At 50.3% G+C, this 19443-nt stretch carries 16 protein-coding genes; 1 reads left to right on the top strand and 15 read right to left on the bottom strand.

What is annotated here, in order from left to right:
• The first annotated feature begins 3 nt into the window (after positions 1-3).
• Positions 4-1101 (top strand): GerAB/ArcD/ProY family transporter, encoded by a 1098-nt coding sequence (locus ACFOLF_RS34565; RefSeq protein WP_210045372.1) that lies wholly within the window; start codon positions 4-6, stop codon positions 1099-1101.
• A gap of 51 nt (positions 1102-1152) precedes the next feature.
• Here ACFOLF_RS34565 and ACFOLF_RS34560 read toward each other — a convergent pair whose 3' ends face one another.
• From ACFOLF_RS34560 to ACFOLF_RS34490, 15 genes are all read right to left on the bottom strand, one after another.
• Positions 1153-3768, bottom strand: a complete 2616-nt coding sequence (locus ACFOLF_RS34560; RefSeq protein WP_379113437.1) for an HAD-IA family hydrolase — start codon at positions 3766-3768, stop codon at positions 1153-1155.
• A 23-nt stretch (positions 3769-3791) separates the two neighbouring features.
• Positions 3792-5087, bottom strand: a complete 1296-nt coding sequence (gene murA / locus ACFOLF_RS34555; RefSeq protein WP_210045373.1) for a UDP-N-acetylglucosamine 1-carboxyvinyltransferase — start codon at positions 5085-5087, stop codon at positions 3792-3794.
• Positions 5088-5295: 208 nt separating this feature from the next.
• Positions 5296-7032, bottom strand: a complete 1737-nt coding sequence (locus ACFOLF_RS34550; protein ID WP_210045374.1) for an ABC transporter ATP-binding protein — start codon at positions 7030-7032, stop codon at positions 5296-5298.
• 614 nt (positions 7033-7646) lie between these two features.
• Positions 7647-8495 carry a phosphoenolpyruvate hydrolase family protein gene (locus ACFOLF_RS34545; RefSeq protein WP_210045375.1) on the bottom strand — a complete coding sequence of 283 codons (849 nt, stop codon included), beginning with the start codon at positions 8493-8495 and terminating at the stop codon, positions 7647-7649.
• A gap of 8 nt (positions 8496-8503) precedes the next feature.
• Entirely contained in the window at positions 8504-9724 is a 1221-nt protein-coding gene (locus tag ACFOLF_RS34540) for a Tm-1-like ATP-binding domain-containing protein (protein WP_210045376.1), read from the bottom strand.
• Positions 9725-9799: 75 nt separating this feature from the next.
• Positions 9800-10558: a sugar phosphate isomerase/epimerase family protein gene (locus tag ACFOLF_RS34535; protein WP_210045377.1), complete on the bottom strand. Its 759-nt coding sequence runs from the start codon at positions 10556-10558 to the stop codon at positions 9800-9802.
• 19 nt (positions 10559-10577) lie between these two features.
• On the bottom strand, positions 10578-11348 hold the full coding sequence (locus ACFOLF_RS34530; protein WP_210045378.1) for a sulfite exporter TauE/SafE family protein: 771 nt from the start codon (positions 11346-11348) through the stop codon (positions 10578-10580).
• Between the two features lie 47 nt (positions 11349-11395).
• Positions 11396-11758 carry a cupin domain-containing protein gene (locus ACFOLF_RS34525; protein WP_210045379.1) on the bottom strand — a complete coding sequence of 121 codons (363 nt, stop codon included), beginning with the start codon at positions 11756-11758 and terminating at the stop codon, positions 11396-11398.
• A gap of 24 nt (positions 11759-11782) precedes the next feature.
• Positions 11783-13300: an extracellular solute-binding protein gene (locus ACFOLF_RS34520; protein ID WP_379113435.1), complete on the bottom strand. Its 1518-nt coding sequence runs from the start codon at positions 13298-13300 to the stop codon at positions 11783-11785.
• A gap of 32 nt (positions 13301-13332) precedes the next feature.
• The gene (locus ACFOLF_RS34515) at positions 13333-14214 is read right to left on the bottom strand and encodes a carbohydrate ABC transporter permease (RefSeq protein WP_210045380.1); all 882 of its coding nucleotides are present in this window, start codon (positions 14212-14214) and stop codon (positions 13333-13335) included.
• A gap of 25 nt (positions 14215-14239) precedes the next feature.
• Positions 14240-15202: an ABC transporter permease gene (locus ACFOLF_RS34510; protein ID WP_210045381.1), complete on the bottom strand. Its 963-nt coding sequence runs from the start codon at positions 15200-15202 to the stop codon at positions 14240-14242.
• A gap of 56 nt (positions 15203-15258) precedes the next feature.
• Positions 15259-16254 carry a Gfo/Idh/MocA family protein gene (locus ACFOLF_RS34505; RefSeq protein ID WP_210045382.1) on the bottom strand — a complete coding sequence of 332 codons (996 nt, stop codon included), beginning with the start codon at positions 16252-16254 and terminating at the stop codon, positions 15259-15261.
• Between the two features lie 502 nt (positions 16255-16756).
• Positions 16757-17314 (bottom strand): helix-turn-helix domain-containing protein, encoded by a 558-nt coding sequence (locus ACFOLF_RS34500; RefSeq protein WP_379113432.1) that lies wholly within the window; start codon positions 17312-17314, stop codon positions 16757-16759.
• 201 nt (positions 17315-17515) lie between these two features.
• On the bottom strand, positions 17516-17908 hold the full coding sequence (locus ACFOLF_RS34495) for a VOC family protein (protein ID WP_210045383.1): 393 nt from the start codon (positions 17906-17908) through the stop codon (positions 17516-17518).
• 271 nt (positions 17909-18179) lie between these two features.
• Entirely contained in the window at positions 18180-19370 is a 1191-nt protein-coding gene (locus tag ACFOLF_RS34490) for an LLM class flavin-dependent oxidoreductase (RefSeq protein WP_210045384.1), read from the bottom strand.
• Positions 19371-19443: the final 73 nt, after the last annotated feature.

The following is a 19443-nucleotide window of genomic DNA, read 5'->3' as shown; positions in this document are numbered from 1 at the left end:
TTTATGAAGCTTATGAAGCTGTCAGGATCGCAAATTTTTTGGATTGTTGCAACGGTTGAAGTCGTTATTGCGGTCATGCTGCGAATTTCGCCTTCAATTGAAATATCGAATCAAGATGCATGGCTTTCGATACTTGTAGCAGGTGTTCTAGGTGTAGCCTTAACCTTTCTTTTCGTACATCTGAGCCTTCTCCATCCGAACAAAACCCTGACCGAATTCAGCCAGGCTCTGCTTGGCAAATGGTTCGGGAGACTCATTGTTCTACCCTATTTCATTACCTGGTATCTGCTGTCTGCTGATGTACTGCGTTTATTCACAGACTTTATTCATCTCACGCTTCTCGACAAAACACCCGTCTGGTTGATCATGACATTCATGATCGTTTTAATGACATATTTGACTTATACCGGGGGGATTACGGGAATCGGCCGATTTTGTGAAATCGCAGGCCCGATCACTTTTTTAACGTTAGTTCTCAGCTTTTTGTTAAACGCAGAAAATGTGGAATGGAACCATTTACTGCCCATGTATTCCGATTCCGGAGCGGCAAACATTATAAATGGAGCGTTTGCCCCTGCTTCTTTTTTTGCAGAATCGCTCATGTTAATGGTTATCCTTGCTTTCACACATAACCCCAAAAAAGCGTTTTCGCGTTCCATTCTGGGCGTAAGCATTACCGCACTTATGGTTCTTATATCTACAATCATGGTGCTGCTGGTTTTTGGTCCGAATGTAGCAGCCAAATTAAGGTTCCCATTTTTCATGCTTGTAAGATCTATTAATATTTTGGACTTCATCCAAAACGTCGATATATTCGTCATTTTTATTTGGATTTTCGGAGTATTTGTTAAGTTATCCTTATATTTGTTTATCACCAGCTATGAAATCGCCAACTTGTTCAATGTGAAGGATTGGCGCAAATTCATTTGGTTCGGCGCACCGGCGATTTTTATTACAGCTATTGTTTTGTTCCCGAATGAAACGAAAGTTACATTCTTTCAAACGTATTGGGAATTCGGGGTAATCCCTGTTTGCGGTATTGCGATTCCCCTCTTGTTATGGATCATAACGGTCGTCAAAAGAAAATCTGTGAAAATATAACGCCTGCTGCGCCGGCTGTGTTTCTTTCGTTTCATCGCATAGAGTACCCGATTATCGGATACCCTCCCCCTCGGTCGCGGCAAAGGCGAATGGAAACAGCTCCAGTTCGAACCATCCGTTCTCTACTGCTGGGACAGGCAGCTCCTGAAGCTGCGGGAACCGTTCACCGCCCCTGTCCGCCAACTGCATGCCGCGTTCATCAAGCACCCTGAAACGGGCTGGTTGAAACATCGGCGCCTGAACCCGAATGCGCTTTATCTCGTCTGTATAGTTGACGAACAGCATCGTGATACCGCCGTCGCCGCGGCGAATGGCCAACGCATCACAGCTTAACCGGTCCTCCACCCGGCAGACAAGCAATTCTGCACCCTCGAGCGGGGCTAAAGCCGCCAGGACATGATATAGCGGATAGGGCGCCGTTCCTCCGCCTTCAGGCATTACTCCCAGCGGGCCTGCCGTTTCAAAGTAGCATGCTCGCTCGGCTCTGGCCTCCGCCAGGCTGCGCAAGCTGCCCAGCGTCCAGCACGCTCCGAACAAGGACTGCTGCCGCGGGTCCAAATGGCTCGAGCGATCCTGCGAGCGGCGCACCGCTTCCTCGCTTGCCGCATCCGGATTCAAGCGCGGCTTGAACGTGATTGGTCCGATGCTGAGCGGCAAAGCGCCGATGATTGCACGGGCGCTTCGCACAGTATCAGCCTGTGCGGACACCGTCTCCGCCATCGACGATAAGTCGAAAGCATGGACCTGCGGATTGATTGTGTACATCGCCGCTTCCATCCGGTCGATTGGCAGCTCCGCCCGGTTGAACTCGGCGAAATATCCCCGTGTGCCGCCCCCTATGCGGAAGGTGAGCTTAGCCTCGTCCCTGAGCGTAATCAACGTGGATATGATGTCCCGATTGCTTACATATTCAGAAGAGGAAAAGGCGAATAAGGCCTCAAGGGGAATCTGATTTTCGGCAAACGACCGAATTAGCGCTTTCAATTGTCCGTTATCCTCGCATCCAACCGTTTCCAGCTCCAGTCCGATGCCCAGTGTTCTGGCGGCTTCCGCGGCATAGCCAAGCTCCCGCTCCCAGCCCGGGACGTTTAGCCGAATCGTCGCCCGCAGGAAGGATAGCCGCAGTGCCCGCAGCGCTTCCGTCTCATCCGGCTTGATCATATGCCCGGGTGTTACCGCCAGGCCAATTTGCGGGATGCGGCCGGCAGAACGGTCTTCAAGCTCTACTTGAAGCGGTCTGTTCACTTCTGAAGAAACGGACTCCGGATGCCCAGCGGATATCCCCTCACCAATCAGCCGAAGCGTTACGGTCTGCCGGACCTGCTGTCCCTGCCGCATATTGACCGGATAAGGCAGCCGGAGCGGCGTACAGTATGTTTTGTAGGAAGCATCCGTCCAATTGCGCTGGTCTTCCATTTCGAACAGCTCGCCGCCAAATCGCAGCTCCGCCATCAAACCCGGTTGAATCTCGTAGCGGATGCCCGTCATTTCCTTGAACGGCTGATGAGGCGAAATACGGTCCGGGAACCTCCCAGCCATTGTACCGGCAGCCGTCTCAACTTCCGCCTGGGCGCCTGCCAGCTCCGCAGGATGCAGAACGCAGAACCCGATGCGGTTTTTCAGAAAGGACGAGCGGGCCGCACCGTCGAATGTGAATGAGATCGTACCGTCCCTTGACCCTTTAATCGAACCATCCCACACGAAATCAATGTCATCCTGCCGGTGTTCGGCGACAAATCGGACCTCGAACGAGTCTGATCCTTCCGACACCTCGAATCCTCGGAAGACCGGCTTGATCGTACCCCAGTTCCGGTCCCGCACGGCGGCATAAATGCCTCTCACGACTTCCTGACTGCCATAGCGGATGTATCTTAATCCTCCGTCTTCAAGAACAGCGGTCAGCGGTCCTGCCCGGAGCAGGCGCCGCTGCGGCAGCGGCTCGGTTGAACCGTAACGGATCGTCCGGACAATCTGTTCATTATCCGCTATTCTGACGCCACTTTGGTCAAATGCCCGGATAAGGTCCGGGACTTCCGATAAGTCGCTGATTATCCCGTCAACATCCTGCGGTGTCTCCCATTGGGAATCCTTCTTCCATATTCCCTTCATCCCTGCATTTCGCGCGGCTTGCACATCATTAACCGGATGATCGCCGATGTAGACGCTTTCCCCTGCTTCTACGCCAAGCTTCTTTAGCGCCCTCAAGAAAATCTCCGGATCCGGCTTTCTAATCCCTTCCCACCCTGAAATAAGAATAGCTTCAAAGTAAGGGTCAATTCCGATGGCTTGAATATTTCTGAACTGAAAATCTCCAACAGCATTGGTGATTAAGCCTAATTTATAATTTTCCCTTTTTAGACGGTCCAGCATTTCAATCAGATTGGGATAAGGAATACAGCTTTTATGAAACTCCGATATGTAATCTTCCAACAATTCTTCCCACGTCATACCTGCGATGCCGAATTCAACAATTAAACGTTGATAGACTTTGTCTTTCCAGACATATCCTCTTTCATCCAGTTCAATAAATCGTGATACATAAGTGTCCATGGGGATATGGGATAAACAATGAAGCCGCAAATGCTGCGCTGCTGCGAATTTCCTGACCGACGCGTCTCTGTCTAACAAAGTGAGATCCAAATCGAAAAGCACAGCTTTGATCAACATCCATCACCCTTTTATCGGATATTTCATTTCTCTGCAACATGCAGCATTTCCATACTGTCTTCACTGGAATCCATTTCTTCAATTCTGGCTCCCAATGAGCGGAATTCCTGAACTATATTTTCGTATCCCCGTTCAAAATGGTGGATACCGGTGATGCTGGTTTTTCCATCTGCGGCTAAACCGGCCAACAGAAGACAAATACCGGCTCTGATGTCGGTAGCATGCACCAAATTGCCCCGCAAAGGAGCGCCGCCTTTAATAAAGGCAGTTCCCGAACGCAGCTCGATATCCGCTCCCATTCTCCTTAATTGATAAACATGGTTGAACCGGTTCGGATATACCTTGTCGCTAACGATGCTTCTTCCCGGCGCCTGCGTAAGCAGCGCGGTCAGCGGCTGCTGAAGGTCTGTGGCGAAACCGGGGTACATGGAGGTCCGGACCCGTGTTGCTTTTAAAGCTCCCGCAGATGAGGCTGTGATCGCATTGCCATGGATTTCGATATCCACTCCGATTTCCTTTAATTTCGCCAAGCATGAGCCCAGATGCTCCGGTATTACATCTTCGACTGTAATTATCCCGCCTGTCACACCTGCAGAGATCAGAAAGGCTCCCGCGATTAACCGGTCCGGAATAGCCGTATAGGTACAGCCCCGAAGAGACCGGACCCCTTCAATACGAATCGTATCGGTCCCGGCACCGCTGATTTTAGCGCCCATATGGTTCAATAAATTTGCGGTATCGACAATCTCGGGATCCTTGGCTGCATTTCGCAGCACCGTTTGACCCTTTGCGCGTACGGCTGCCAGCATAGCATTGATGGTTGCCCCCGAAGTAATCACATCAAAATAAATATTCGAGCCTGTTAATTCCCTGGCTTCCACTTCATAATATTCCTTGTGAAATGTAAATTTGGCGCCTAATGCTTTTAAGGCTTTAATATGCTGATCGATGGGACGTTTTACAAAATCATCCCCGCCAGGGTACCCCACGATGACCTTTCCACATTTGGCAAGCAGGGCTCCGACAAAATAATAGGACGTTCGAAACCGGGATGCTTTGTCCGGATCAATTGAGGCAGACCGGACCCCGCTTGGATCGATATACACCTCGCCTGAAAACTCGCGTACGATTCGGATTCCGATATCTTCTGCAATTTCGCAAATCACTTTAAAATCTGCAATTTCCGGTATGCCTGCCAACCTCACAGGCTCGTCCGACATGCAGGAAGCAGCCAATAAGGCTAATGAGCTGTTTTTTGAGCCGGGAATTTTCACAGTTCCATTCAAGCCTGAAGTTCGTTCCACCTGAATCCATTTCATGATTGCAACCTTCTTTCTTTTGTCTGACTGATGGCGATAGCCCATTCGTATGCCAGTGCTGCAGCTAATTTGTTTTCTTCAAATAATTAAACAAAAAGATAGCTGTCGAGACTTTCTCGACAGCCTGAAAGACAACTCTACCGCATGAATATTTTATTATTTAGAAATAACTGGTAAACACCAATGACATCTGTTAAGACTTCGCGTCTTATATTTTTAATTGCAGATTGTATAAATTCGCATAGGTGCCATCCAATTTAATCAATTCTTCATGCGTTCCCTGCTCGTCAATCCCGCTATCCGTTAATACAATAATCCGCTGTGCATTTCGAACCGTGGACAAACGATGGGCAATGACAAGCGTGGTCCGGTTGTCCGTTAACTTTTCCAATGATTCCTGAACGGCCTTTTCGCTTTCATTGTCCAGAGCGCTTGTCGCTTCGTCAAAAATGATAACAGGCGGATTCTTCAAGAAAACGCGTGCAATGCTCAGGCGCTGCTTCTGCCCTCCGGATAACTTCACGCCGCGCTGACCAATATCGGAATCATACCCGTCCGGCAGATCCATGATAAAATCATGGGCGTTCGCCTTTTTGGCCGCTTCCATAATTTCTTCCTCGCTTGCATCCATTTTGCCATAGCGGATGTTGTCGGAGATGGTGCCGGCAAACAAATACACATCCTGCTGGACAATGCCTATGTTCCTTCTTAACGAGTGTAAGCTGATATCGCTGATATTCTTGCCGTCGAGAAGGATTGCCCCCCTGGTTATTTCGTAGAAACGGGGAATCAACGAACATAAGGTTGTTTTGCCGACGCCTGAAGCCCCTACGAATGCAACATATTCACCGGCTTTTATATCCAGTGAGATGTCCTTCAGCACATAGTCGTAGTTTTCGTTATACTTGAAGCTGACCTGTTTAAATTCCACATTTCCCTGAGCATGCGCAAGCTCAATGGCGTCCGCCGAGTCCTGGATATCCGGCTCGATCTCCAGCATTTCCATAAACCGGTCAAATGCCGTAATTCCCTCCTGATAGAGCCTGGCGAAATTAACCAATCTCTGAATGGGCTCGATGAGGATGCCGATACATAATATAAATGTCAGCAAATCGGCCAAATCCAGAGAAGAATGAAGCATACCTGCTCCGCCAAAGACGATGACGGCAATGGTAATCAGCTGCGTGAACGCAATCAAACCCGCAGAAAAGTACGCCTCACTTTTATAGCCTTCTTTTCTGCTTTGCACAAAACGGTTGTTCTCGTAGGCGAATTTCCGCTCTTCCACCGGCTCGTTCGTAAATGATTTGACGACTCTGATGCCTGAAAGAGTATCCTCGACCTGCGCGTTGATATCGCCGATTCTATCCTTGCTTTTTCTTAACGCAATGTTCATTCTCTTATTAAAATAAAAGGAGTAAACGGCCATGACCGGCAAGAAGAGAAAGACAATTAAAGTCAGCTTGACGTCAATATTGATCAGGATGATGAAGGCACCGACAAATTTCAACATGGAAATGACGATATCTTCAGGACCATGATGATACAATTCAGAAAGCGAAAAGGAATCATTGGTGATCCGTGTCATCAGCTGACCTGTTTTTTGTTCATCATAAAAGCGGTTCGATAGTTTCTGATAATGTTCAAATAATTCCCTGCGCATGTCGCGTTCCATCATAGCGCCCATCGTATGTCCCTGATAATCCACAAACATATTGCAGATGGTATGAATGGCAACCAATACGAGCATAACTGCACCCATTACATAAAGCTGCTGGTGCGCATTGGCCATATTTCCGTCCAATATATTTTTAGTGACATATCTTATGCATAATGGGAGCACCAGAGTAACGGCCGATATCATAAACGCACATGCCATATCTGCATAAAATAATCCTAAATAAGGTTTGTAATAAGATAAAAATTTCTTGATTCTGGAATTCAAATATGTTCTCCTCCATTATTTTGGAGGGCTAAACATGAGTCACCCTCCGGATTATATTCATGTTTATAGTTGCGTTGAATGTGTTTTTCATTTTTAACACCCTTCCTGTCATCATTTATTATATCGCAGTAAAACTGCGGCATAAGCGCAAGCCTATACTCCATATCCTACCACAGATTCTGAATATTAGCGTATGATTTGAATCATTCTTTTATGATGTCACCTGACGTTTAAGAATATATGTATTTTGGCTTTCTTTAACCGCAAGCTCCCATCCCTGATCTCCAAGAATATTTAAAACTCGTATAAAGGATATATCGTTGAATTTTGGAAGGTGATCCCTCTCGTCCAGAAAGTATTTGACACCATAAATATCAACCTTCTTTTTTAAGACCGTATATTCAAACTGCATGCTGATCACCTTTTTATTCCGTATACTTGATGAATAAATGCTTTTGTTCACACTTATCATAGTGCAGCATGCTTCCTTCGTTCAATAGAAAAAGAATCATAGCAGCATGATAATTATCTAAGCGCTTTCAGCAGCAGCCTGCAAAACCAAAAATCCCGTACCTGAACCTCTCCGGAGGCAGATACGGGATGCATATTTTCTTTTATAACTCCTGCGCGGTCTCCCGTACACCCTGCTTCTTGAACTTCCTCACCTGCTCCGTAATGGCAATTTCCGTTGGCAGCCGCTCCACGCTGGATGCTCCGAAGAAGCCTGCGATGCCATGCGTGCGCGCCAGCACATAGTCGACATCCTCCGGCTCGGAGATCGGCCCACCGTGACAAATGACGAGAAGCCCGGGATTCACGCTTTTGCCCGCATCATGAATGCGTTGGATAAGCTCCGCCGATTCATCGAGCGTGAGCGCGGTCTTGGCCCCGATGCTCCCCTTGGTTGTCAGACCGACATGCGCTACCAGGACATCCGCACCCGCTTGTGCCATGGCCACGGCATCCTCTTCGTTGAACACATATGGAGTCGTCAATAAATCCAGCTCATGCGCTTGACGGATCATCTCGACCTCCAAAGCATACCCCATCCCGGTTTCCTCCAGATTTTGTCTGAACACACCATCAATCAGTCCCACGGTGGGGAAATTCTGCACCCCGGAGAAGCCCTGCTCCTTCAGCTGCTTCAGATAGACATCCATCAGCCGGAACGGGTCCGTACCGCACACTCCCGCCAGCACCGGCGTATCCTTGACAATGGGAAGCACCTCCCCGCCCATCTCAACCACAATCTGATTGGCGTCTCCGTACGGCATTAATCCGGCCAGAGAACCCCGGCCTGCCATCCTGTACCGGCCCGAATTATAGATGATGATCATATCGGCGCCGCCGGCTTCCGCACACTTGGCAGACAGGCCGGTTCCGGCTCCGGCGCCTACGATGAAGCGGCCCTGCTCCAGTTGGGAACGCAGCCGTCCTACTATTTCCTGTCTCGCTATAGCCATTATTGGATCTATCCTTTCCTGGTCAATTCCAGCAGACTGAGCAGCTGGCCGGCGATGATGTCAGCGACCGCTGTGTGATTGATATCCTCTTCCATTTCAATCATGGCAATATCTGCCCGAAGATGCTGTTTCATTCCCTCATATAAAGCCTGCCGCTCCTGCGTGCCCTCGAACGCACCATCCTTCATATCCAATAAGGAAACTCCCCCTCGGGGAAACACAACAACGGTTGGGGCAGCGCTATGATTCAGCTTTTCCGCCAAAATCCGCCCCAGCTCGCGGTTCTCCGCGGCTGTTGTGCGCATAAGCGTAGTTGTAGGATTATGCTGGTAGAACAGCCGTTCCTTGAACTTGCCCGGGACCGTCTCCGGCGGACCGAAATTGACCATATCCAGCGCCCCCACTGAGACCACCTGCGGGATGCCGGCTGTGCCTGCCGCTTCCAGCCTGCCAGCTCCCGCGCTGAAGATCCCCCCGACAAGCTCGTCGGCAAGCTCCGTTGTCGTAATATCGGCGACGCCCTTGATATAGCCCGCCCGGATCAGTTCTTCCATCGCCTGGCCGCCTGCTCCGGTAGCATGGAATACGAGCAGATCATATCCCCGATCCTCCAATAATTCGCGGACCCGGGTCGCGCAGGGTGTCGTGACCCCGAACATGGTAATGCCAAGCGTTACTTTGTCGTCAACGTCCGCTCCTTGCTGCTGCTCAAGCTGCTGACGGAGAATCATTCCCGCGAGCGCGTAGGCCGCATTGCTCAGAATTCGTCGGGACAGCCGGTTGATCCCGGCAATATCGACCACGGAATACATCATCATGATATCCTTCACGCCTACATAAGGCCTCGTATTTCCCGATGCGACGGTAGATACCAGCAGCTTCGGAATCCCGATCGGCAGCGCCTGCAATGCGGAAGCGGCAACAGTCGTACCCGCCGTACCGCCCATCCCCAGCACGCCTCCGATCAACCCCTGCCGCTCGAGCTCCGCTGCAATATTGGCCGCTCCCCGCGTCATGACGGCGACGGCCCTGCCGCGGTCGTTCCCGCTTCGCAGCTCCTCCATGCTCGACCCGCCTGCCCTCGCCACTTCACCGGCAGACACATCCGGCGGGAACGCTGGCTCCCCGAGCACTCCCGTATCAATGACATAGGTCTCCAATCCGCAAGCTTCGAGAGTATCCCGTACAAACCGGTACTCCTGCCCCTTCGTATCCAGGGCACCGATCAATACTGCTTTTTTCCCATAAGTACCAGCTCCTTTAAGAGGTTGTTACTTGTTGATCTTGCATTTGACGAATCAACCCTATGATTTCAGCCCGTTGCGCAAATACGAATAGCAGGTTTTCATTCCTTCCATTACTCCTCCCCCGCTCTCCTCATCGGCCGAGATCCAGCCGCTATAGCCGATTTCCCGAATAGCGCCGAAGACCGGCCCGAAGTCGATAGCGCCCTGACCCAACACCCTCCATTCGCCCTGCTCGAAATCCTTCATATGAAAGTTGTCGATTACGTGGCCGAAGCTGCGGATAACTTCTGCGATGTCGGTGATGCCGGACTTGACGAGATGCGCCGTGTCCACCGTCAATCCTACGGAGCCTTCCCTGGCGCGGTCAAAAAAGATATCAAAATCCTCACGGTACATGACCGGATTATTATGATGATGATGGAGCGACAGCTTGACGCCGTACTGCTGCTGCGCTTCATTGCCCAGCTCCGACAATACATCGGCATAGCGCCGGATATCCGCTTCCGTAACCTCCGCGCGTCCGATTCCATGGCAGTAGACGATAAGCTCCGTACCCGCATGAGCGGCAAAGCTGAATACTTTGCGAAGCTGCTCTATATCCGCCTCTTCCAGTCGTCCTCCTGCGATCAGCGCCGAGGCGATGCCCGGCAGTTCTCCCCATTCTGCTGTGAACCTGGCCGGCTCTTCCAGAAAAGCCGCGTACTGTCCGCTTTTCAATTGCAGACCGTCATAGCCTTCCTTATGAAACTCCCGGAAGAGCAGCTTCTGCTCCTCTGCGTCGGCTGTAGGTCTTGAAAACGCAAGCTTGATGCCCATAACAACTCTCCTTTGACATCTATTGATGAAGATACGCAATCAGGCTCTCCCCCAGAAGATTCAAGCCCCCGATGGCTCCCAGCCACAGGATAATCCGTTGAAAGTGGGCCTGCGGTATTAATGGAAGCAGCTTGATCCCCGCGTAAGCGCCCAGAGCAATAAGCGGAATCATCCAGACATTAAAGAGCAGGGATTCGGAGGTAATCATCCCCAGATGGATACAAAAAGGCACCTTGACCAGATTGACCAGCAGGAAAAACCATGCCCCGGTACCGACAAACTCCTGCTTGGGGACCCTCTTGGCAAACAGATAAATCGCCATAATCGAACCGGACACGTTGCCGACCATCGTCGCGAAGCCGGCCAGGAACCCCATTGTGCCAATAAACCACAGTGAGGAAGGAAACCTGGAATCCAGCTTCGTTCCCAGCCGCTCTCTAATGAATTGAAGGAGGATCAGACCGACGATGAGCGCTCCCAGGAGCAGCTTTAATTGGTTATCGTCCACGAGCAGCAGCACATAATAGCCGCCAAGAATGCCCAGCAGCACCCATGGAATCAGGCTGATCAAATGCTTCCAGATGACGTTTTTCCGATAATAGGCAACGGCTATTATATCTCCCGCGATTAACATGGGCAGCATAATGCCTACGGATAATTTGGCCGGAAAAACAAGCGTCATGAGCATGGCGTTAAAAATGCCCATGGTGGACACGCCCGTTTTGGCAAAGCCGATCAGGACGCTTACTCCGACGATAATGGTGATTTGCAAAGCATTCAGCTCAAGCATAGGTTATACCTCATGGAGCGGGATGTGATGATAAACCGGATTCCCGCTTACTCTCCAATCGTCTGCCGGTCGCCCGAGGAGTAAGCAATTATCATCCGGCATGGCTCCCAGCTGGTGGTTGTCGCATTATGCGGGACATTGCGCGGAATACGCAGCATCATGCCCGGCTCCAGATGAAACGTTTCTGCCCCCAGCGTATGGTCGCACTCTCCCGACAGAATGAAAATAATCTCCTCGCAGTTGGGATGCACATGCCTGGGATTGGCGTCTCCCGCGTTGATATACACCATGCCGAAGGTCATTTCGCTTTCCTCGTCAATCTCCTTCCCGCATAGCCATTGAATTTTACCCCAGCTTTCGTTCAGTATGCGGGATGGATCCTGATTCCTTAAGTCAGTTATGGTAGCCATTCTCTCATTCTCCTTTGTTTATATTTACTTGGATGCCAGACGCTCTTTATAGGCGGAATTCATTTCCTGAATGATCTTCTGATAGTTGGCGTCCTGCTTCAGATCGGCCACAAGTTTGTCCCAGGCGTCAATGCCCGCTTTACCCATGATGACCTGTACTTTCAAGTCGTCGATCTTCTTCGTATATTCGGCGCCGAGCTTCACGTTGGTTTCGGAAGCCAGGCCAATGGCAGGATTCGGTGTGCTGACCTTGGATTTGGCGTCGATGATCTTCTTGTTTCTCTCGAATACATCCTTGGGCATTCCGGGAGCAAATGCATACATATAGGGATCATGCTTCATGAACAGCTTGCCGAACGATCCCGTACCCAGACTGTCCTTGACCGATTGCTCGTTCGTCACAAAATAACCATCCTCTTTGGTGTAATGCACGCCCTCGATGCCGTATTGGGACAGCGTGCTTCCCTCCAGCGACGCTCCATAATCGAGCAGGGACAAAATCTTCTTTACCTTCGCCTCGGGAACGCTTTTGGGAATGGCCGCCACGCCGATAAATCCCGAGTTTTGGGCGGTAAATTGACCCTGCGAAGCCGCTATCGAAACCAGCGGCTCCCAGACGACAGAAGGATCGCGTTTCCACTGGTCGTAGGTCCATCTCCACAAGGCTTCAATGGTCTCCCCCGTCACTCCGGCGCTTCCGCCCGTTGCCAGGTCCCAGAACTGGTCGTCTTTCATAATGGCGAAATCAGGCGGGATAAGCCCCTCGTCAAATAATTTCTTCTTGTACAGGATGGCGTCCCTCATCGTGGGCTCCAGGGTAACATCAATAAGCTTGCCATCCACTTCTTTCCACTTTCCGTTCGATCCGTTGAACGTATTATCAATAATTTCGTTCGTACGCATCGTATACCCGTAAGTATTTTGTTTGCCGTCAGGCGCGTTCTCTTTGAACGCTTTCATGACCGTGTACAATTCATCCATCGTTGTCGGCATCTGCAGATGCAGTTTGTCCAGCCAATCCCGGCGGATGGCGAGGGTGGCTCCCCCCTCCAGCGGCCGTACAATGGGAACGACGAAATTTTTCCCGTCCATTTTGGTATTTTCCCAGATTTGCGCAGGCGAATCCATCAAATTTTTGTAATCCTTGAGCAGTGGCGTCAAATCCCAGAAGGCACCTTGCCTGACCATCGTGCTGAACTGTGGAATCGTCGTCGTATCCGGCAGCTTAATCAGATCCGGCAGATCGCCCGAAGCGAGCAAGACGTTTAATTTGTCATTATATACACCGTCTGACACCCAGGTAATGTTAAGCTTCGTATTCGTCCGTTTTTCAAATTCCTTGGTAACCGGATTGTCCGGTCCGGGCGGCTGGGCAATAGAAAAATTGCTTAAAATATTCAGAGTGACGGTCTCCTCCGACTGGCCGTCAACCGGCTTGTTTGCTGCTGCTCCGCCCTGCGGTTCACTGGAGCATGCTGCTAACGTCACCAGGCTCAAAGCCAGAAGCGCAGCCAGGGACAACCGAACAGACGCTTTTTTCACACCTTAACCTCCTTAGCGATTTGTATCCCTTGTTAACCTTTGACCGAACCAAGCATGACTCCTTTGGCAAAATGCTTTTGCAGGAACGGATAAACCAGCAAAATAGGAAAGGTCGCAATGACGACAGCCGCCATTTTTATCGTTTGGGTCGGGATTTGGTTATCCGACATCATTTCGACCGCTGCCGCGCCCCCGGTGGTGGTGTCCGAATCGATCAGCATATTCCTCAGCACAATCTGAAGGGGGACTTTGGCGAAATCATTAATGTACAGGACGGCATTAAAGAATGTGTTCCAGTAAGCGACCGCGTAGAACAATCCGAATGCGGCGAGCGCCGGAGCCGATAATGGCAGCACAATCCGGAAAAACGTCCCCAGATCGTTGCAGCCATCAATCATGGCCGCTTCTTCAAGCTCAACAGGGATGCTGTCAAAAAAGCTTTTCATCAATATGACGTTCCAGCCGCTGATAAGCACGGGAATGATGAGCGACCATACACTGTTGATCAGGCCAAAGTCACGGACGACGATATAATTGGGAATAATGCCCGGGTTGAACAGGATCGTCAGCAGGATCATCAGCATCATGATTCTTCTTCCCCGCAATCGTTTGCGGGACATCCCGAAGGCCATGGCCGAGGTGAAAATCAGGCTCAAAGCAGTTCCCACCGTTGCCAGAAATGTGCTGACCAGGGTGGCGTCCATAAAAGCCGAGGTACCCAGCAAATACTTGTAAGACGCCAGCGTCCAGTTTTGGGGGAACAGCACGAAGCCGTTCTTTTGCAAATATTCATGCGAATCGGTGAACGAAACAATAAACACATAATACAGCGGGAACAGCGTGACGAGGCCGACTATAATCAGTACGAAGGCGTTCACTCCGTTAAACAGCCGGCCTCCAAAGCTCTCTTTCATATTCCGCCTCCTTGTCGTCTTGTGCTTAATAAACTCCATCCTCGCCAAACCGTTTGGCCAGCTTGTTGGCAAGCACGACCAGCACAAGGCCGACTACGGATTTGAATAATCCGACAGCCGTGCTGTAGCTGAACTGTCCCTGCTGAATCCCGTTGCGGTAGACATAGGTTTCAAATACATCCGCAAATTTGGCTACGGCTCCGTTGTCCATCAGGAACAGCTGCTCGAAGCCGACATCCATAATATGGCCCAGCCGGAGGATCAGCAGGACAAGAATGACGCTGCGGATCGAGGGCAGCGTGACATGCCAGGCCTGCAGCAGCCGGTTGGCTCCGTCTATTTTAGCCGCCTCGTACAGCTGCGGATCAACGGACGTAATGGCTGCCAGTATAATGATCGTCCCCCAGCCGGTTTCCTTCCAAATATTTTGCAGCACCAGGAGGCCCCAGAACGTGTCCGTGTTGGTCAGGAAATCGTATTTGGGCAGCCCCAGAGCGGCCATCATCATATTGATGATGCCTGTCGACTCCGACAGCAATAGGAACGATATCCCGGCTATAATGACCCAGGAGAAAAAGTGCGGAAGATACACAACCGATTGTATGACTCTTTTGAAGCCCTGACTCTTGACTTCATTGAGCAGCAGGGACAATACAATCGGCAGAGGAAAGAAGAACACCAGATTCAAGAAACTGATCATCATCGTATTGCGGAACAGCAGCGTGAAGTCAGGATTGGAGAAGAATCGGATAAAATGCTCCAAACCGACCCACTCGCTGTTCAGAATACCCAGATAGGGTGAATACTCCTGAAAGGCAATGATAACCCCCCACATGGGGACATATTTGAAAAGGATAAAAAAGAGAACGCCAGGCAGCACGAGAAAATAAAGATATTTATCGCGTTTGAGATCAGATTTGAGAGAATGCCATTTGCTCTTTTCACCTACGGAAACGGACGACTGCAAAACAGCAGATTGTTCGCGCATGTTCGTTACCTTCCACTTCAATCGATTTTTTGATGCTCAAACGTAAGTGAACCTCTTTACACGAAAGCGCCTTGCTGCAATTGAACGATGCGGTTCTCCTTGGCGGAGACATAAGCCGCGTCCAGCATGGATACGATTTTCAAATTATCGCTTGAGCTGTTGGACGGTTCCTCTCCGGTTTCCAGACTGGTCAGAAGCTGATTCAGCCCCTCGTACGTCTGTACCTCCCTTGATATGTAGTTGTCCCATGATTCGGACGGCGTCTTGTCGCCTTTGCGATACAGTTCCGCCTTGTTGTGGCTGGTTACGATCGTCCCCGTCTCGCCAATGACAATCATTTCCGTTTTGTTGAATGTGGAGGAGAAGCTCTGCACATAAGTAGCTACCGCATTGTTCTCGAAGACAATCTGCACCGTGGCATCGGTCTCGCCCGCGCAGTTAATGGCGGAGGAGGAACGCGTCTGACAGACAACCGATACGGCCTCGCTGCCCAGAATCTGCCGGAATCCGTCAAACCAGTGAATCCCCATCACCGAAAGCGCATGGCGCTCGCAATCCAGCCGCCAGCCTGCGTCCTGCCGGAAGAACAGATTGGAAAACAATATGGAGGTAACACCGCCGATCAAACCCGCCGCAACCTTCTCCTTAACCAGCTTGAAAGGAAAATGGCCGCGGAAGTTCTGATTAACCGAAATCGGCACGTCAAACTGCTTTGCTTTGTTCGTGATTTCTGCCGCTTCGGCAAGCGTGTCGGAGAACGGCTTCTCCACAAATACCGGAATGCCGGCTTCAATGAGCGGAAATACGATTTGCTTGCGGATGGAGGTGGGCGTACAGACGACAGCAACATCGATGCCGCTGTTTTGGATAAAATCCTGCAAATCCGTAAACCGCTGCGGCACGCCGTATTTGTCGGCCTTGGCATGGAGCGCTTCCTCATCCTTGTCGCATAAGGCCACAACCTCGATACGTTCCGGATGATCCTTGTATCCCACAAAATGCAATTCGGTTACGCCGCCAGCACCAACAATACCCACTTTGTACTTTTTCATTCTTCATTGTCACTCCTCTAAGTTTAGAATTGAATATAATTACTGCCATAATCCTCGAAAACTTTGAAAGCGGTTTCTTAAATTCATCCAAGCTGCAGCCTTGTCAGCCTTCCTGCTGATTTCATCTCCTTTCCATTGAGAGGAGCTTGATGACCTGAACAATATCCTTCAATGTTATGGAATTATAATTAACTAAGTTGTATTTAATTCAACCTAGTTGAATTGAGATTATTGTATAACACTCTTTCCTGGTTTGCAATCGCTTTCTCAGCATAATTTCAAAAAAATAATCGCCTGGATTTTAGACACAGCCGAAAAAGGGCTCCCTCTTGAGAACCCTGCCCCGAATAGCGATTAACTTTAGTAAAGCAGAACTGTAAAGCGGTACTGTAAGGCGGGAAAGCAGAGGAAATAACATGAGGATAAAATCATCATGTTATCTGACTAACTATGGAGAAGACGGGGGTACTTGAGGACTGAAGTCGACTGTTCACTGCGGATTCTATCCTTCGTTCAGCTTTGATTGGGTGAATACAGCAATGTATTTTACTTCATTTGTGATCGAGGTTAATTTATGCTTTTCAATGGAATCGAAGTACAAACTGTCCCCCGGCTTCAGGGTGTATTCCACATTTCCTACTTTGTAGCGCATTTCGCCTTCCAGAATATAGATAAACTCTTCCCCGTTATGGCTGTATATATTTCTGTTGTCGCTTTCTTCTTTTCTGGATACAAAAAGAAACGGCTGCATCAGCTTCTCGCTGCGCTCAACGGCAAAGGTGAAAAAGGAGTAGCCTTTATCTGTCTTGACTAATCTGGATTCACTCGTTTCTTTGGTTGTATAAATCGTTCCCGACTGCTGATGATCATCGAGCAGGATGGATACCTTCGTACCCAGCGCATCAGCAATCTTGATCAATGTGGAGATCGGGGGAACGGTCTTGCCGTTTTCTATTTTAGACAGCAGGCTTTTTGAGAATCCGCAAACAGCGGCTATATCGCTTAGACTCCGGTTTTGCTCGATCCGCAATTTCTTGATTTTATTTCCTAAATCCATCATATTATTTATCTCCTGTGTAACTGCATTCAACTCTGTTTATCATACCGATACGAAGCAGTACAAGTCAAGACATAGTATCGGGAACTTGAATAGGAATCGGGAAGAAATCTGTATATAGTATAAAACGCAAAAAAAGCAGGGCTGCGCCAGCCCTACTCTTCCTCATTTAAGTCACACAGCTCCGGTCGGGCTGCGCCTTCTTCAGCTTCCGCAGCTGATCATCCAATAGACGCCGTATTTATCTTCCAGCTGCCCGTACATGCCGCCCCAGAATACCGGCTCGAGCGGATCAATTACTTTGCCGCCTGCCGCCAGGTTATCGAACGCTTCCCGGCCTTCTGCCGCGGATTCGAACTCCAGGTTCAGGCTGATGCCGTTCCCGTGCGTAAGAGGACCGAGGGAATCGGCCATGAAGATCGTTACCCCTGCGGCCTCCAGGCATAAATGCATGACTTTGTCTTTAATCGCATCATTAGGCTCCGGAGCCTGTGCATGCGTCATGACAGAATTGATTGTCCCTCCAAGCGCTCCAACATAGAAATCCGCTTGAGCTCTGGAGTCCTCCGAAATCAGGAAAGGTTTAAGCGTTGCCATTCTCCATCATCCTTCCATCCAATTATTGTTATGTTCGTTCTTATTATAGCAAACCGCATCAGGCGGGATTTCTTATGGATTGCTGTGTTTGGAGGTGCAGCTGCGCCTGGACTATAGCCGGCCTTTCTTATAAAGAAAAAAGCCGCAGCTATGCGGCTTTGGAGAATACTTTTTTTCGAACCGCGCACTTGGGTGATGATTGCGGTCCAGCGTTGCGTGACGGCTGTTCGGGTATATACTTGTCCTTTGTTTCATGTCGGTCAGCGCTAAATTACAGTTGTTCTTGAGGCAGCCGGAGTCCCGCCTGTTCCAATAGTGGAATGACGCTCTCGCCAAAATAGGCCAGCTCCGGTTCATAGTCATAGAACGTGATCTGAATACCGTCGACGCCGGTCGCGTGCAGCTGCTTCAGCTGCTCCACGACCTCGGCAGGTGAGCCTACAATATGGAGATGACCGCCGACCGCGCGGCCTTTGTCCGAGTGCTCCAGCCATGATTGGCTGTCGCCGGCGGCATGGCGGGCAGAGAAATTGCGGATTGAGCCAAAATCGGCATGATCCATGATCGCATGGTAGTATGCGAAGGCCTCTTCGCTTGTCGGACGCACAATGATGGTCGGATTGATGATGACGCGCACCTGACGGTTTTCGGCGGCGGCGGCGTTCTTGACAGCTGAGACATGAGCGGGAAGCTTCGGCAGCGCATCCGCGAGCTTTTCCCCTGCTGGACTCGAGATGAACGCGATATCGGAATACTTGGCCGCGTAGCCGAAGCCTGCAGGCGAACCCGATGCTGAAGCCAGAACAGGCCGGCCATAACGCGGCCGGGGCGAAACGTAAGCCTCTTCGAGAGAATAAAATTCCCCCTGGTAGGTCAGGTTGTCGGTACCGGCCCAAAGGGCGTTGCAGATTCGGATGAACTCGGCCGACTGTACATAGCGTTTATCGTGATCGGCCTTGGTCGACCCAAACATGCGCGGCTCATTCTCTGCGTAGCCTGTCACGATGTTTGCGCCAAAACGACCCTGCGAGATATGATCCGCTGTTGCCAAAAAACGGGCCAGGTGCATCGGATGCCATGGACCGTAGAGAATATGAATCGTACCCAGAAGAAGAATCCGCTTCGTTACGGCTGCAAGCGCGACCGTTGACACGAAAGGATCAAGAAAATTCTCCCGGTATCCGGTTTCACCGCCGAAGCCGCCCTTCGGAAGCCACTGAGAAAGACCGAAAACCACGTCAAACCCCAGCTCCTCTGCCTGCTGCGTCAATCTGGCATTATAGTCAAATGACCAATCGGTTCCCCGTGGCAGCGTCGACTGCGACCAACCTCCGGTTTGGAGCGGCAGAAAAAGCCCCAGCATCAGCGGTTGGGCGAAAGCCTTTGACAGCGGGCTCTCCGGATAATTTTGCGGTTCCCCGGGTGTCCAGAGAAGCGTTTCGTCTTGTTTTGATGCGCTCATAGTTTTCCCCTCCCTGGTTATTTCCTTCTATCAAATACTCTAAAATTATAAACCTTACTAAGGTCGTTTATCC

This window comes from Paenibacillus sepulcri (genome assembly GCF_042647105.1).
GTDB classification, from domain to species: Bacteria; Bacillota; Bacilli; order Paenibacillales; family Paenibacillaceae; genus Paenibacillus_Z; species Paenibacillus_Z sepulcri.
The sequence above is the reverse complement of the archived record's forward strand: the minus strand, read 5'-3'. Positions and strand labels throughout refer to the sequence as shown.

Bases quoted from the DNA above. Each gene is read 5' to 3' on its own strand.
- ACFOLF_RS34530 (WP_210045378.1), bottom strand. From the start codon at position 11,348: ATGCTTGAGCTGAATGCTTTGCAAATCACCATTATCGTCGGAGTAAGC.
- ACFOLF_RS34510 (WP_210045381.1), bottom strand. From the start codon at position 15,202: ATGCGCGAACAATCTGCTGTTTTGCAGTCGTCCGTTTCCGTAGGTGAA.
- ACFOLF_RS34560 (WP_379113437.1), bottom strand. From the start codon at position 3,768: ATGTTGATCAAAGCTGTGCTTTTCGATTTGGATCTCACTTTGTTAGAC.
- ACFOLF_RS34525 (WP_210045379.1), bottom strand. From the start codon at position 11,758: ATGGCTACCATAACTGACTTAAGGAATCAGGATCCATCCCGCATACTG.
- ACFOLF_RS34505 (WP_210045382.1), bottom strand. From the start codon at position 16,254: ATGAAAAAGTACAAAGTGGGTATTGTTGGTGCTGGCGGCGTAACCGAA.
- ACFOLF_RS34495 (WP_210045383.1), bottom strand. From the start codon at position 17,908: ATGGCAACGCTTAAACCTTTCCTGATTTCGGAGGACTCCAGAGCTCAA.
- ACFOLF_RS34500 (WP_379113432.1), bottom strand. From the start codon at position 17,314: ATGATGGATTTAGGAAATAAAATCAAGAAATTGCGGATCGAGCAAAAC.
- murA (WP_210045373.1), bottom strand. From the start codon at position 5,087: ATGAAATGGATTCAGGTGGAACGAACTTCAGGCTTGAATGGAACTGTG.
- ACFOLF_RS34490 (WP_210045384.1), bottom strand. From the start codon at position 19,370: ATGAGCGCATCAAAACAAGACGAAACGCTTCTCTGGACACCCGGGGAA.
- ACFOLF_RS34565 (WP_210045372.1), top strand. From the start codon at position 4: ATGAAGCTTATGAAGCTGTCAGGATCGCAAATTTTTTGGATTGTTGCA.
- ACFOLF_RS34545 (WP_210045375.1), bottom strand. From the start codon at position 8,495: ATGGCTATAGCGAGACAGGAAATAGTAGGACGGCTGCGTTCCCAACTG.
- ACFOLF_RS34535 (WP_210045377.1), bottom strand. From the start codon at position 10,558: ATGGGCATCAAGCTTGCGTTTTCAAGACCTACAGCCGACGCAGAGGAG.
- ACFOLF_RS34515 (WP_210045380.1), bottom strand. From the start codon at position 14,214: ATGAAAGAGAGCTTTGGAGGCCGGCTGTTTAACGGAGTGAACGCCTTC.